Origin of the sequence: Acinetobacter sp. I-MWF (assembly GCF_025433935.1) — a bacterium.
GTDB lineage: Bacteria > Pseudomonadota > Gammaproteobacteria > Pseudomonadales > Moraxellaceae > Acinetobacter > Acinetobacter guillouiae.
The window spans coordinates 1-535 of sequence record NZ_JAMBAR010000074.1 but is presented as its reverse complement, the minus strand read 5'-3'; the positions used below and the strand labels follow the sequence as shown (position 1 = coordinate 535).

Sequence of the window (535 nt, the reverse complement as noted above, 5' to 3'; positions counted from 1 at the left end):
TTCAGTTGGGTCGTTGCAATGTTGATCTTTTTGGCTTGGCTTTCACTTTGACTTAAGTCTGCTGTTTGAGCGGCTTTAATTTGAATTTGATTGCCTGATAAAATCTTTCCTGCAATCTGTGCATTTTGTGCATCAATATTGAGTGTGGCATCTCTATTGCTGAGTTTTCCGTCTTTGTCTAATCCAGCTGCCCATACGGCATTTTTATCACTGACAATGGTATTTGCTTGAACATTGATTTTGTTCTGTGCCGCCAATTGACCATGCTGTTGTAACTGATTCACAGTTATATCAGCCGTATTGCCAGCATAGATTTGCCCAGTACTTTGTAACTGCTGGGCATTCAATTTAAGATTTTGCCCAGCAATCAGATTACCTGCTGAATCCTGCATCGTACCATTATCAATTTGATCAACATTGATGTTTAAATCTGCTGTTTTGGATTGAATCGTACCCTGTTGATTGTTTAAGCGCTGACCCGTCAGGTGTACATTCTGTGCCGAAATCTCCCCTTTAGTATTGTCTAAAGTTTGAA

At 39.8% G+C, this 535-nt stretch carries 1 protein-coding gene; it reads right to left on the bottom strand.

Annotated features, from left to right (window positions below):
* Window positions 1-535, bottom strand: a 535-nt coding sequence (locus M2R48_RS21430; protein WP_262087654.1) for a hypothetical protein, incomplete at both ends; no start/stop codon positions are given.